The organism is Parashewanella spongiae (genome assembly GCF_004358345.1).
Taxonomy (GTDB): domain Bacteria; phylum Pseudomonadota; class Gammaproteobacteria; order Enterobacterales; family Shewanellaceae; genus Parashewanella; species Parashewanella spongiae.
The window spans coordinates 2,444,094-2,458,685 of sequence record NZ_CP037952.1; the positions used below are offsets into that span (position 1 = coordinate 2,444,094).

Annotated in this window: 10 protein-coding genes; 6 read left to right on the forward strand and 4 right to left on the reverse strand. The window is 40.5% G+C overall.

Features of this window, described 5'->3' with window-relative positions; genetic code table 11:
- Positions 1-24: 24 nt before the first annotated feature.
- On the reverse strand, positions 25-672 hold the full coding sequence (locus tag E2I05_RS09390) for a 2OG-Fe dioxygenase family protein (RefSeq protein WP_121853910.1): 648 nt from the start codon (positions 670-672) through the stop codon (positions 25-27).
- Positions 673-981: 309 nt separating this feature from the next.
- The gene (locus E2I05_RS09395; protein ID WP_121853911.1) at positions 982-1,239 is read right to left on the reverse strand and encodes a LexA family protein; all 258 of its coding nucleotides are present in this window, start codon (positions 1,237-1,239) and stop codon (positions 982-984) included.
- 52 nt (positions 1,240-1,291) lie between these two features.
- On the opposite strand from E2I05_RS09395, the gene E2I05_RS09400 reads away from it, so the two are divergent.
- A complete protein-coding gene (locus tag E2I05_RS09400) occupies positions 1,292-2,413 on the forward strand; it encodes an IS630 family transposase (protein ID WP_121853913.1) in 1,122 nt (373 codons plus the stop codon).
- Between the two features lie 147 nt (positions 2,414-2,560).
- On the opposite strand, the gene tnpA is transcribed toward E2I05_RS09400, so the two are convergent.
- Complete coding sequence (gene tnpA, locus E2I05_RS09405) at positions 2,561-3,007, reverse strand: IS200/IS605 family transposase (RefSeq protein ID WP_121853912.1); 447 nt, start codon at positions 3,005-3,007, stop codon at positions 2,561-2,563.
- Between the two features lie 448 nt (positions 3,008-3,455).
- Between tnpA and E2I05_RS09410 the strand changes: the two genes are divergently transcribed.
- Positions 3,456-3,884, forward strand: a complete 429-nt coding sequence (locus tag E2I05_RS09410) for a hypothetical protein (protein ID WP_121853189.1) — start codon at positions 3,456-3,458, stop codon at positions 3,882-3,884.
- A 119-nt stretch (positions 3,885-4,003) separates the two neighbouring features.
- Here E2I05_RS09410 and E2I05_RS09415 read toward each other — a convergent pair whose 3' ends face one another.
- Positions 4,004-4,486, reverse strand: a complete 483-nt coding sequence (locus tag E2I05_RS09415; RefSeq protein WP_133309587.1) for a YfbM family protein — start codon at positions 4,484-4,486, stop codon at positions 4,004-4,006.
- Positions 4,487-5,143: 657 nt separating this feature from the next.
- Here E2I05_RS09415 and E2I05_RS09420 point away from each other — a divergent pair.
- From E2I05_RS09420 to E2I05_RS09435, 4 genes are all read left to right on the forward strand, one after another.
- Positions 5,144-7,537 (forward strand): pentatricopeptide repeat-containing protein, encoded by a 2,394-nt coding sequence (locus tag E2I05_RS09420; protein WP_133309588.1) that lies wholly within the window; start codon positions 5,144-5,146, stop codon positions 7,535-7,537.
- A 33-nt stretch (positions 7,538-7,570) separates the two neighbouring features.
- A protein-coding gene (locus E2I05_RS09425; protein ID WP_133309589.1) for an IS630 family transposase occupies positions 7,571-8,706 on the forward strand; the annotation gives its coding sequence in 2 pieces (ribosomal slippage) (positions 7,571-7,994 and positions 7,994-8,706; 1,137 coding nt in all).
- A 250-nt stretch (positions 8,707-8,956) separates the two neighbouring features.
- Positions 8,957-9,649, forward strand: coding sequence for a pentatricopeptide repeat-containing protein (locus tag E2I05_RS09430; protein ID WP_133309590.1), 693 nt, complete (start codon positions 8,957-8,959; stop codon positions 9,647-9,649).
- A gap of 466 nt (positions 9,650-10,115) precedes the next feature.
- Positions 10,116-14,396, forward strand: coding sequence for a pentatricopeptide repeat-containing protein (locus E2I05_RS09435; protein ID WP_121855120.1), 4,281 nt, complete (start codon positions 10,116-10,118; stop codon positions 14,394-14,396).
- Positions 14,397-14,592: the final 196 nt, after the last annotated feature.

Genomic DNA, 14,592 nt, shown 5'->3' on the forward strand with positions numbered 1-14,592 from the left:
AATATAGTACCTACCGTATTAGGACTAGCTAACCGGAACATCAGTCAGTCCTTTCTGACTAATAGTAACAACTAAGATATCTCTGTAACCTAGTTCGTCATTGAGGTGCATGACAGGCGTTGTGTAGTGATAAAGCACATTGTCTTTTACTAACACAATTTCACCTTCCAGTAATATTTTTTTAAAAACTTGTTTTGAATCATCCTGTTTGCCTACATACAAACTCGTTATACCCCCAACAATGTTATGTCGGGCAATACAGCAAAGCAGCACATATTCATAACCATCTTGATGTTTCCCCTCAGGTACAGTAATCGATTCTTGTCCTTTCATTGTGAGGGCTCTATGTTGGTGAAGGGTGTAAACAGCACTCGACGGAGAGTGAGTTATACCGGCAGCTAACTTTAGTAAATCCGAACAGGCTGAGTGAGATGTTAGACATTCATTAATGGGTGGGTAATCACGCACTATATTCCCTGCCACCGAATTGAAGTACTGCGTTTGAATATAGCCTTGATGTGGCAATATCGTCACCTTGTCATCAATGACAGTGAATCGACTAATCGCTTTAAATCGATCTCCAGGGTAATAAATATCACGGGCCATATTATCGAAATAAGGTGTTAATTTTAATAAGGCTTGATTTTTAATTAAAGTAAAGTTCTCTTGCACACTTCCCCCCTTAGTCCAGAATATTTATTGGGTATACTTAAAGTTATGAACCGATAAAAACGTTATCTAAAACAGCTAAACATGGTTGATTAACCTAGTTTTAAATTCGAGCATAAAGTCATTTGGGTCCGATTTCTAAGTTCTATAAATTCTAATAAATAATCGATACTGCCGTTTTCTTAAAAAACAACCTTGTGGCATAATGCATATTTTGTATTTCTTTCATGATATTTAAATGAAGGAGTTTCTTCTTGATTGCCTAGGTATATCTACCTAGTACCCAAACACAGTGAAGATGATCGATTGAACTCACTTTAAAGCTGGTATTAATTCATCTGGAGCAAGCACTGAAATATTGCGTGGCGTTTTAGGTTTCTTTCTAATTAACCCTTTATTTTCCAGTGTCTTTATCATTTGATTAACGGTCGGTGGGGTAACGTCAAAATACTCTTGAAAATCCGTGTGTGCAGGCGGGATTTTATTTACCTTTATGTACATTTTTATGAACGCTAAATACTGACCTTGTTTCTCTGTAAATGGTACTTTCTCTGACGCTGGGATCGACATATTTCTCATTTTGTGATCAATTATGGTAATTGTTAACTACTTCCATAATGCCATGAACATCAAATATTTAGTAGAGCTTTCAAACGAAGAGGAATCGTCCCTAGTCGACTTGATAGCAAAGGGGAAAACATCTGCTAGAAAATTGAAACGAGCCAACATCTTGCTCATGTCGAACAATAGAATGAGTCAAGATAAAGAAATATCTTCAGCGCTTAATGTTGGTACAGCAACCATTTATAGAACAAAGAAACAGTTTGTTGAGGAAGGTCTTGAAGCGGCTCTGAATGAAGGAGCCCGAAGCGGTATGCCTCGTTGTTTAGATGGTAAGCAAGAAGCCTTGCTTATTGCCTTAGCCTGTAGCAAACCACCAGAAGAACTTTGTCGATGGACACTGAGTTTAATCACAGAAAAACTTGTAGCCTTAACTGAACTCGATGCAGTTTCGACAGAAACCGTACGAAGACGTTTTAAAGAAAATGACTTGAAGCCATGGCAGAAAAAAATGTGGTGTGTTGGCAATATGAATGCAAATTATATTGCACAAATGGAACATATTTTAGATGTTTATGCACGCCCTGAAAATTCAGCTGAGCCAATTGTTAATTTTGACGAAGCGATGAAGCAATTGGTTTCAGATATTGCACCACCATCCCCAGTCAAATCAGGGCAACCAGCCAGAATCGATTATGAATATAAGCGAATTAGCGTGGCTAATATTTTCATGTTTTTTGACCGGCATCGAGGCTGGAGGAAAGCCAAGGCAACACAGAGTAAAACAGCAGTCGATTTCGCTCAGTGCATGAAAGAACTTGTAGATGAACACTATCCGGATGCACGTAAAATCCATGTGGTCATGGATAATTACACGACACATACGGCAGGCTCGTTATACAAGGCATTTAAGCCAGAAGAGGCGCTGAGGATTTTGAACAAACTTGAATTTCATTTCACGCCTAAGCATGCCAGTTGGTTAAACATGGTTGAAATAGAAATCGGTAATATGAACCAACAATGCTTAGACCGTCGCATAGAAAGTTGGGAAATACTGCACAAAGAACTTGCGGCTTGGGAGAAACGAAGAAACGATGCACAGGCAAGCATAAATTGGATGTTTAATGTCGACGGCGCACGTGAAAAATTCACGAAAGCCTATGCAAGTCTCAATCAATCATAACTTTTGTGTCGAGGTACTAGGTGTCACCAGACATTAAAGTTTGAAACTTTTATCGATCAAAATCGCATTCATGCCATGCCGATAAGGACATCGGACACAATAAAAATTAAAATTTTTATAAAAAACTCGGCCGCAAGCAACCGAGTTTTAGAAAAGCCCAAGTTGATCCGCACTTTTCTCTTTTTTATCTAATTCCGACAATTGATCCTGAACATACTTTCGTATGACCTCTTCAGTAGCGTTTCCTATAGTTTCGACAACATAACTTTGTATCCAAAGCTTACCTCCCCAAAAGTAACGCCTTTTTATATCTGGGTAACGCTTGAAGAATTCTCTCGCTGAAATACTTTTGATTATTTGCATGACATCGCTTGGCGATATCTTCGGCTGACCTCTAATGACCATGTGGATATGATCAACTGGAATTTCTAGTTCAACTATATCAATGTCATAGTAGTCGTAACCAATTTTATAAATAATTGATTTTAAGCCTTCACGATAAGGCTCTATAAATACTTTGCGCCGATATTTTGGTATCCATACAAAGTGATACATTAATCGGTATACGTGATGTGAATTTCTTTGAAGTTCCATATACAAGATAATATAGACCGAGCTTCGCCCAGTCTACACTATCCAGCACGGGGGCAAGCCCCCGAGATTTTCGCTACGCGCGTTAAATTTAATGCCGATAAAGTACGCAATAAAACAATAAAGATTGAAACGTTTCGGGGCAGAAGTTAGCCAGCTGTTCAAGCTAGCAAGGGTTTGGACAATTCCGTGTTTCGGTTTCAGTTCATAATCAACAGATTGCATTAGAAAAAGTATCTCTAAAATCAAATTATAAATATCAAATTGCTGAAAGCCACTACTAGCCCTAAAAATACAACTTAGAGCTTACAACGCTCGAAGTGCGCACAAAAGGTGGTTATGGTAAATAAAACCTGAATTAACATATGAAGTTAGAAAACTCTATTAATTTTCAATTTTTAATTTTATTATCTTTTTGAGCTTTTCTATAAAAATAATCAGGATGATAATAATGAAAAAAACGATACTTATGAGTTTGCTATTAGTTAGTTCGTTCCCTAGTTTGGCTGAAACAAAAAATACTATTGGGATCGGATATCAGTATGGTGGAGTATTTGGGTATAAATTTAGTTCAATAAACAATAACAACATTTATTTTATATCAGCTGGATTAGTTGGTGGTGCAGCAGGTTATCAATTACTACTTGATGGAGAAAAAAAGCATTCTATTGGTATTGCTCTGGGCTCTGAAGTGCTTACAAGTGAAAAGGGATTTGGATTAGCAACATACAACTATTATTCTCAAGGTGTTAATAAATCTGGATTCGTTTTCGGTTTAGGTATAGGTGTAAGACGTGAAGATGAAGGTGGTGTTTTCGGCAGTTATGGGAAAGTTGAAAGTAAGTTCACCGCCGATGTTAACTTAGGCTATCAATTTTAGTTCAGTTAAAGGTAGAGCTAATAGCCTTGTAACCAATCTACATCAATGCTACTAGATTGCTCTGATGTAGATTAAGAGCTTGCAAACATAGGTGGTTATGGTAACTGACCGTTTTCAAGTCAATTTAAAAACAGTATCATTGCCATTTTCTGATCGGATGCCTTTATAAATGCGCTTCTAACATCATTATAAAAAGTAGAAACGTAATCCAAAGTTTCTATATTATCATCCCAAAGTTGAGGGTAAATATCATGTTTAATTAACTCTTCACTATTGAATTTAGCTCTAAAATCTTTTTCCTCAATTTTTGTAAGAGCATTTGAAACTTCACTGACTTGTTTAGGTAAAAGTGAACGAGCAGGGCCATAGCCTATATCTTCTTCACTAATTTGCTCCCCGCCCAGCACAACATTAAACAAAGGCTCTATACCTTCCCATTTCCTTTCATTCAGAGTGTAATGAATTGCATGCCAAGCTTTATCTATTTCTATTATTTCTTCTTCTTTTTCTTCGTATAAAAAATCAGATAATAGGTCAGGGTCATCCAAAAGCTTGTTTAGATCTTCTTCTGTTACTGGAAGGTAGTTTCCATTCATTGACATGCGACTAATTATCCTTGATGTATAGCTTTTTTAATCATGATCTAGCTCATTGATATTTTAAAATCATAACTTAATTGTAGTTTTTGTGTAAACAGACTGGCGAGCCACCTCACAAGTCATAATTACGACCATATACCATAACGCCTGGACGCATAACCAGAAAGTAACTTCGAGTTAAATCATCGCTAACATCACAAAAGAACATATTATCATGACGAAAAATGGCTGGTTTAAGTCAGTTAACAAATGGTGATTTTCACTACATCAGCACTTGAAGCAAATTTATAGCACGAACCGCTATAAAAGTTAATAATTAGGGCTGCTATGTCATAAAATAGTCGAGCCCAAAAACATGATTTTTAACAAGTAAACATTAGAAATAGTATTGCTATGGATGGGCGTTGCCAGCACGAAAAGGGGCAAAAATGCGCCAGCCGACCAAGTTGGCAAGGGAGGGACAAAACCAATTTACGCTCAATTTCATTATCTTTTGTTTAAGTCTGAGGTGCAACTATGAGCTACCAAACGGCTCCCCTGTGCGGTGGATAAATTTCTGTTATACATTTATAGAATGCCTTAAAGCTGAATAATTTTGTATTTATCTTTTCAGTGCGTTATTTCTTAGCTTGTTAATTCACTCACTTATTGAGTAATGTGATGGCGACAGTGCGCACTTCTGCTGAGCATGAATCAATATATAGATTCATGCTTAAAAGTCTCCAAGAATACCCAAGCGAAGCCATATCCTATCTGAACTTTGAGGTTTCAAGGTTTGATGGTGATGAAAACTTACAACAGTGTTATCAATTATTAAGCAAAACCGATAGACAAAAGTTGTATGATTTTTTCAACAAGGAACCATCGTCGACTCGCTCTAACTCTCGCACACGAGAGGCTCATTATTGTAAGAAGCCAAGTAATGCTTACCGACGTTTTGCAACCGAGCACCGCTCCATTACTCCAAAATCGAGCACTCAGTATCCCAAGCAAATACAGCAATCACCTTCCTCCCCTAATTCCTTTTTTACTCAGACCAGTGCGCTTATTCACTCTTGGAAACTTAAACAGAAAAGCAAAAATCAACTGGGTATTGATTTAAATGCATTAATTGGTAGTTGCGCTAAACTTTCGCAGCTTATTGAAATCATTCACAGCCTAAAAAACGACAAACGGGTCATGGAAACATCATGGGACATAAGGTTAATCCATAAACTTTTACACAAAGCGGCCGAGTTTTCTGACAGTCGTTCATCTAATTTCGACGGCATTTTTAGTGACATAATACGATTAAAATCGTCCTATGACGAGAAAACATGCACGCTATTACTGAAACTAATTAAGTTAAATTTAAATTTTTCAGATGCCAAAAGATTGGTACTAGGCAATGCAGCAGTAGCCAGCTTAATGCATCAGTGGTGCATCAAGCCTGATGTTGCCATTTACAGTGCTTTTATCACGGTATGCGCTAAAACTGGCCATTTTGATAGTGCTTGGCAACTGGTGTGTGGTGATAAGCCCGTGATGGCACCTCATTTGTCATTAAAGGCTAATCAAATCACCTGCATTAATTTGCTGACGGCTTGCGCTGAAATTGAGCGTTTTACAGAAGCCAAGTCATTGGTGTTGGGCGATGGCGCTGCAGCCAGCTTAATGCAGCAGTGGGACATCAAGCCTAATGTTGCCATTTACAATGCCTTTATCACGGTATGCGCTAAAACTTGCCAGTTTGATAGTGCTTGGCAACTGGTGTATGGTGATAAGCCCATGATGGCACCTCACTTGTCATTAAACCCCAATCAAATCACTTGCATAAATTTGCTGACGGCCTGCGTTGAAACGGGGCGTTATGCAGAAGCCAAATCATTGGTGTTAGACGATAGCGACACAGATACAGCTAGCTTAATGCAACAATGGGGCATCAAGCCTAATGTTTCCATTTACAATGCCTTTATCACGGTATGCGCTAAAACGAGCCAATTTGATAGTGCTTGGCAACTGGTGTGTGGTAATAAGCCCGTGATGGCACCTCATCTACCATTAAAGGTAGATTCAATCACCTGCATGAATTTGCTAATGGTCTGCGCTGAAACGAGCCGTCATGCAGAAGCCAAATCATTGGTGTTGGGCGATGGCGATACAGCTACAGCCAGCTTAATACAACAATGGGGTATCAAGCCTGATGTTGCCATTTACAGTGCCTTTATCACGGTATGCGCTAAAACAGGCCTGTTTGATAGCGCTTGGCAACTGGTGTGTGGTGATAAGCCCGTGATAGCACCTCATCTACCACTAAAGGCAGATTCAATCACTTGCATGAATTTGCTGACAGCCTGCGCTGAAACGGGGCATTACGCAGAAGCCAAATCATTGGTGTTGGGCGATACAGATACTGCCAGCTTAATGCAGCAGTGGGACATCAAGCCTAATGTTGCCATTTACAGTGCCTTTATCACGGTATGCGCTAAAACTGGCCAGTTTGATAGTGCTTGGCAACTGGTGTGTGGTGACAAGCCCGTGATGGCACCTCATTTGCCATTAAAAGCCAATCAAATCACCTGCATGAATTTGCTGGCTGCCTGCGCTGAAGCGGGGCGTTATGCCGAAGCCAAATCATTGGTGTTGGGTGATAGCGATACAGCCAGCTTAATGCGACAATGGGGCGTTGAGCCTAATGTTGCCATTTACAATGCCTTTATCACGGTATGCGCTAAAACAGGCCAGTTTGATAGTGCTTGGCGACTGGTATGTGGTGATAAGCTCGTGATGGCACCTCATCTACCACTAAAAGCCAATCTAATCACCTGCATGAATTTGCTGACGGCCTGCGCTGAAACGGGGCGTTATGCAGAAGCCAAATCATTGGTGTTGGGCGATGACGATGGCGATACAGCTACAGCTACAGCTAGCTTAATGCAGCAATGGGACATCAAGCCTGATGTTGCAATTTATAGCGCCTTTATCACGGTATGCGCTAAAACGGGGCAGTTTGATAGTGCTTGGCAACTAGTAGTCCATTCAAGAACAAATAATGACCGAATGGTTATATCCTAACAACTCCTGAACACAAGAAACACTGGAGTTATTATGAGGGTTAAATACCACGTTCGTTTGAGTAATGAAGAACGTTCAATGCTTGAGGCTTTGATAAAGCAGAAGAAACCACGTGTTGCTCAACATAAGAAACGACACGCCCAAATTTTACTTGCTATTGATGAGAATAATTCGCCACTGACCAATCAACAGATTGCTAAAGCACTAAACATCTCACCACTTGCAGTAACGAGCCTTAGAAAGCGTTTTGTCGAAGAAGGATTAGAAGTCGCTGTGAATAGCAAACACAGCCATCAAGGCCGCAGACGCATAATGGATAGCGAAGCCGAAGCACACCTAATTGCACTGGCCTGCTCTACGCCTCCTGAAGGACGTTGCCGTTGGACATTAAATCTTCTTAGAGACAAGATGATTGAACTCAAATATATCGATAACATATCAAGAACTTCTGTTCATTATGCGTTAAAAAAAATGAACTTAAACCATGGCTTAAAGAAGAGTGGTGTATACCTAAAGAGGAAAACGCTGCCTTCGTGAGTGCTATGGAAGATATATTAGAACTCTATAAACTTCCTTACAATCCTAAGCGTCCTTTAGTATGCCTTGATGAAACCAGCAAACAACAAGTTAAAGAAGTTCGCAATCCGTTACCCTTAGTTTCAGGTTATCCAGAGCGATACGATACAGAGTATGAGCGTAACGGTGTCAGCAACCTGTTCATGATATTTGAGCCTTTAGCGGGCTGGCGACATGTTGAAGTCACTGAACACAGAACGGCCATTGATTGGGCTCATCAAGTAAAAGCCTTAGTAGACGGGCGTTATAAGGACGCTGAGACAATTGTATTAGTTGAGGATAACTTGAATACTCATACACCGGCTTCATTTTATAAGGCCTTCGAACCAGAAGAAGCTCGTAGGTTGATCAATAAAATAGAATTTCATTACACGCCAAAGCACGGAAGTTGGTTGGATATGGCTGAAATTGAATTAAGTATCTTGAGCAGGCAATGCTTAAACCGAAGAATACCCGATCAGGAAACACTAAATACTGAAGTCGAAGCCTGGGTTACCGAGCGTAATGAGTCCAAGGCTAAGATGAACTGGCAGTTCACGACTGAGGAGGCACGTATAAAATTAAAGAAACTTTACCCCGTACTCCCAGAGTAAAGTGAGCCTTTTAACAGAAGTTCACTGATTAACGAAATCCAGTTACACATTCGTTAATCAAAGCATGAAAAGCTAGAATCCTACTGACTTGCCAAGGGGTGGGAGGAGGTGTTTTGTTCAGATATCACTTATTTGTCAATTGATTGTGAACAAAAGTTAAGTAAGAGTTTAAAACAATAAATATCGATATATGATTCTTAGCTCTCCTATGACTATGGTTTACCAGAACAGCTTTAACTGTAGAATTCATATGAATGGACTACTAGTGTGTGGTGATAAACCCGTGATGGCACCTCATCTACCACTAAAGGCAGATTCAATCACCTGTCTGAGTTTGCTGGCTGCCTGCGCTGAAATGGAGCGTTTTACAGAAGCTAAATCATTGGTGTTGGGTGATGGCGATACAGCAACAGCGACAGTCAGCTTAATGCAACAATGGGGCATCAAGCCTGATGTTGCCATTTACAATGCCTTTATTAAAGTATGTATTGAAGCAAAGGAATTAGACACTGGAATAGGGTATTTAGAAAAAATAATGAACAAATGTAACATGAGTACTTTTTCACAAATACATGCTCAATTTGCGCCGCTTGAAAAAGATAATTTCGCAAGCATGATTGATAAAGGGATAACAGAAGGAATATATAAAAAAAATGTTGGCTTAATCAATCATTGTATCGATTTGCATATGGATAAAATCTTCGAAGGAGATTCAGGTGATGGTACACATATTCGAGGTGTTCCATTAGCTTTCGCAAAACTATTATTTTGTTACCACAAACAAAACAATGAACCCAACATAACATCGATCATAACTGGATACCATGGCAATAATACGTTAAAAAATGGAATGATAAGTTTTCTCAAAGATGAATTTGGACTTGAGTTTATCGAGGATGAATTCAACTCAGGAATGATAGTATTGAGCAAGTCTGCCCATTAACTGTAGTTGCTTGCATTTATAAATCGGTTTGCTCGCATTTATCCGTCATTTTCTGCTCACAATAAATGACTTTATAAAAACGAGCTTGCTCACAATAATCGCTTTTATCAAATTAGTTGCTCAGATTAAGTAATTTAATAAAGCTATGTTGCTCACTTTAAATGATTCTATAAATGAACCAATTTAAATGAGATACAAATTAAATAATATCATATGGTTGACTCGTTTTTGGACAGAAATACGCTAGCCGACCAAGTTGGCAAGGGAGGAGCAAAACCAATTTACGCTCAATTTAATTATTTTTTTGAGTCTGAGATACAACTATGAGCTATGAAACGGCTCCCCTGTGCGGTGGATAATTTTCTGTTATACATTTATAGAATGCCTTAAAGCTGAATATTTTTGAATTTATCTTTTCAGTGCGTTATTTCTTGCTTGTTAATTCACTCACTTATTGAGTAATGTGATGGCGACAGTGCGCACTTCTGCTGAGCATGGATCAATATATAGATTCATGCTCAAAAGCCTCCAAGAATACCCTAGCGAAGCTCTATCCTATCTTAACTTTGAGGTTTCAAGGTTTGATGGTGATGAAAACTTACAACAGGGTTATCAAAGATTAAACAAAACCGATAGACAAAAGCTGTATGATTTTTTCAACAATAAGTCATCGTCGACTCGCTCTAACTCTCGCACACGAGAGACTCATTATTGTAAGAAGCCAAGTAATGTTCGCCAACGTTTTGTAACTGAGCTCGATTCTATTACTCCCAAATCGAGCACTCGATATACCAGGCAAATACAGCAACCACCTTCCTCTCCTGACTCCTTTTTTACTCAGACCAGTGCACTTATTCACTCTTGGATACTTAAACAGAAAAGCAAAAATCAACTGGGTATTAAGTTAAATGCATTAATTGGTGGTTGCACTAAACTTTCGCAGCTTATTGAAATCATTCACAGCCTAAAAAGCGACAAACAGGTCATGGAAACATCATGGGACATAAGGTTAATCCATAAACTGTTACACAAAGCGTCCGAGTTTTCTGACAGCCATTCATCTAATTTCGACGGCATTTTTAGTGACATAACACGATTTAAATCGTCCTATGAATCGAAAACATGCACACTATTACTGAAATTAATTAAGTTAAATTTAAATTTTTCAGATGCCAAAAAATTGGTGCTAAGCAATGCAGCTGAAGCCAGCTTAATACAACAATGGGGCGTTGAGCTTGATGTTGCCATCTACAATGCCTTTATCACGGTATGCGCTAAAACAGGCCAGTTTGATAGTGCTTGGCGACTGGTGTGTGGTGATAAGCCCGTGATGGCACCTCATTTGCCATTAAAAGCCAATCAAATCACCTGCATGAATTTGCTGACAACCTGCGCTGAAACGAAGCATTATGCAGAAGCCAAATCATTGGTGTTGGGCGATGGCGATACAGATACAGCCAGCTTAATGCAACAATGGGGCATCAGGCCTGATGTTGCCGTATACAGCGCCTTTATCAAGGTTTGCGCTAAAGCTGGTCAGTTTGATAGTGCTTGGCAACTGGTGTGTGGTGATAAGCCCGTGATGGCACCTCATCTACCACTAAAGGCAGATTCAATCACCTGCATGAATTTGCTGGCTGCCTGCGCTGAATCGGGGCGTTATACAGAAGCCACATCATTGGTGTTGGGCGATGGCGATACAGCTACAGCCAGCTTAATGCAACAATGGGGCATCAAGCCTAATGTTGCCGTTTACAGCGCCTTTATCATGGTATGTGCTAAAACGGGCCAGTTTAATAGTGCTTGGCAACTGGTGTGTGGTGATAAGCCCGTGATGGCACCTTATTTGCCATTAAAAGCCAATCAAATCACCTGCACGAATTTGCTGACGGCCTGCGCTGAAGCGGGGCGTTATGCAGAAGCCAAATCATTGGTATTGGGCGATACAACTACAGTTACAGCCAGCTTAATGCAGCAATGGGACATCAAGCCCAATGTTGCCATTTACAATGCCTTTATCACGGTATGCGCTAAAACTGGCCAGTTTGAGAGTGCTTGGCAACTGGTATGTGGTGATAAGCCCGTGATGGCACCCCGTTTGCCTTTAAAAGCCAATCAAATCACCTGCATGAATTTGCTGACGGCCTGCGCTGAAGCGGGGCGTTATGCAGAAGCCAAATCATTGGTATTGGGTGATACAACTACAGCCAGCTTAATGCAGCAATGGAACATCAAGCCTAATGCTGCCATTTACAGTGCTTTTATCACGGTATGCGCTAAAACTGGCCAGTTTGATAGTGCTTGGAAACTGGTGTGTGGTGATAACCCCTTGATGGCACCTCATTTGCCATTAAAAGCTAATCAAATCACCTGCATGAATTTGTTGGCAGCTTGCGCCAAAGCGGGGCGTTATGCCGAAGCCAAATCATTGGTGTTGGCCGATGGCGATACAGCTACAGCTACAGCCAGCTTAATGCAACAATGGGGCATTAAGCCTAATGTTGCCATTTACAATGCTTTTATCACGGTGTGTGCTAAAACTGACCAGTTTGATAGTGCTTGGCGACTGGTGCGTGGTGATAAGCCCGTGATGGCACCTCATTTGCCATTAAAAGCCAATCAAATCACCTGCATGAATTTGCTGACGGCCTGCGCTGAAGCGGGGCGTTATGCAGAAGCCAAATTATTGGTGTTGGGCGATGGTGATACAGCCAGTTTAATGCAGCGATGGGACATCAAGCCTAATGTTGCCATTTACAGTGCTTTTATCACGGTATGCGCTAAAACTAGCCAGTTTGATAGTGCTTGGCAACTGCTGTGTGGTGATAAGCCCGTGATGGCACCTCATTTGCCATTAAAAGCCAATCAAATCACCTGTATGAATTTGCTGACGGCCTGCGCTGAAGCGGGGCGTTATACAGAAGCCAAATCATTAGTGTTGGGCGATGGCGATACAGTTACAGCTACAGACAGCTTAATGCAGCTTTGGGACATCAAGCCTAATGTTGCTATTTACAGCGCCTTTATCACGGTATGTGCTAAAACAGGCCAGTTTGATAGTGCTTGGCAACTGGTGTGTGGTGATAAGCCCGTAATGGCACCTCATCTACCACTAAAGGCAGATTCAATCACCTGCATGAATTTGCTGACGGCCTGCGCTGAAACGGGGCGTTATGCAGAAGCCAAATCATTGGTGTTGGGCGATGGAGATACAGCTACAGCCAGCTTAATGCAACAATGGGACATCAAGCCTGATGTTGCCATTTACAGTGCCTTTATCACGGTATGCGCTAAAACTGGCCAGTTTGATAGTGCTTGGCGACTGGTGTGTGGTGATAAGCCCGTGATGGCACCTCATTTGTCATTAAAAGCCAATCAAATCACCTGCGTGAATTTGCTGGCTGCCTGCGCTGAAACGGGGCGTTATGCCGAAGCCAAATCATTGGTGTTGAGCGATATAGCTACAGCCAGCTTAATACAACAATGGGGCATCAAACCTAATGTTGCCATTTACAGCGCCTTTATTACGGTATGCGCTAAAACTGGCCAGTTCGATAGCGCTTGGCAACTGGTGTGTGGTGACAAGCCTATGATGGCACCTCATCTACCACTAAAGGTAGATTCAATCACCTGCACGAATTTGCTAACGGCCTGCGCTGAAACGGGGCGTTATGCCGAAGCCAAATCATTGGTGTTGGGCGATGCAGCTACAGACAGTTTAATGAAACAATGGGGCATCAAGCCCCATGTTGCCATTTACAATGCCTTTATTACGGTATGCGCTAAAACTGGTCAGTTTGATAGTGCTTGGCAACTGGTGTGTGGTGATAAGCCCGTGATGGCACCTCATCTACCACTAAAGGCAGATTCAATCACCTGCATGAATTTGCTGGCTGCCTGCGCTGAAGAGGGGCATTATGCAGAAGCCAAATCATTGGTATTGGGCGATGGCGATACAGCCAGCTTAATGCAACAATGGGGCATCAAGGCTGATGTTGCCATTTACAATGCCTTTATCACGGTATGCGCTAAAACTGGCTACTTTGATAGTGCTTGGCAACTGGTGTGTGGTGATAAGCCCGTGATGGCACCTCATTTGCCATTAATAGCCAATCGAATCACCTGCCTGAATTTACTGACGGCCTGTGCTGAAGCGGGGCGTTATGCCGAAGCCAAATCATTAGTGTTGGACGATGGCGATACAGCTACAGCTACAGCTACAGCCAGCTTAATGAAACAATGGGACATCAAGCCTGAAGTTGCCATTTACAACGCCTTTATTAAAGTATGCATTAAGGCTAAGGAGTTAGACACTGGAATATGGTATTTAGAAGAAATAATAAACAAGTGTAACATGAGTACTCTTTCACAAATACATGCTCAACTTACGCCGCTTGAAAAAGATAATTTCGCAAGCATGATTGATAAAGGAATAACACAAGGAATATATAAAAAAAATGTTGGCTTAATGAATCATTGTATAGATTTGCATATGGATAAAATCTTCGAAGGACATTCAGGCGATGGTACACATATTCGAGGTGTTCCATTAGCTTTCGCAAAATTATTATTTTGTTACCACAAACAAAACAATGAACCCAAAATAACATCGATCATAACTGGATACCATGGCAATAATACGTTAAAAAATGGAATGATAATTTTTCTCAAAGATGAATTTGGATTTGAGTTTATCGAGGATAAATTCAACTCAGGAATGATAGTATTGAGCGAGTCTACCCATTAACTGTAGTTGCTTGCATTTATAAATCGGTTTGCTCGCATTAATTGCTTTTATCAAATTAGTTGCTCAAATTAAGTGATTTTATAAAGCTATGTTGCTCACTTTAAATGATTCTATAAATGAACCAATTTAAATGAGCTACAAATTAAATAATATCAGATGGTTGACTCGTTTTTGGACAAAAATGCGTTAGAGCCGA